Here is a 237-nt window from a genome sequence, read left to right as displayed (position 1 = left end):
CAACATTAACAAAGTATGTATTACCATCTAAGTCACTATTTGTAACATCTTCAGATTGTTGGAATAAACCACCGACTTTGATTTGACCAAATTTGGCTTGAGCGACTAAACGATATGCATCAACACCAGCAATACCTTTGTTATACGCTACAGCAGCATAGTAATTTTGATCTTTAAACTTGCTATCACCTAAAGTAAGGCTTAATGCATAATCGTTTGAACTATCCTTACCTTCAG

General features: G+C 35.0%; 1 protein-coding gene. It reads right to left on the bottom strand.

Annotated elements, in window-relative coordinates:
• Nucleotides 1-237: porin (locus N8M09_RS11095; RefSeq protein WP_261065248.1), on the bottom strand; the 237-nt coding region annotated here is incomplete at both ends.

Source organism: Streptococcus mitis, assembly GCF_946190375.1.
In the GTDB taxonomy this organism is placed as follows: Bacteria; Bacillota; Bacilli; order Lactobacillales; family Streptococcaceae; genus Streptococcus; species Streptococcus mitis_CJ.
The sequence above is the reverse complement of the archived record's forward strand: the minus strand, read 5'-3'. Positions and strand labels throughout refer to the sequence as shown.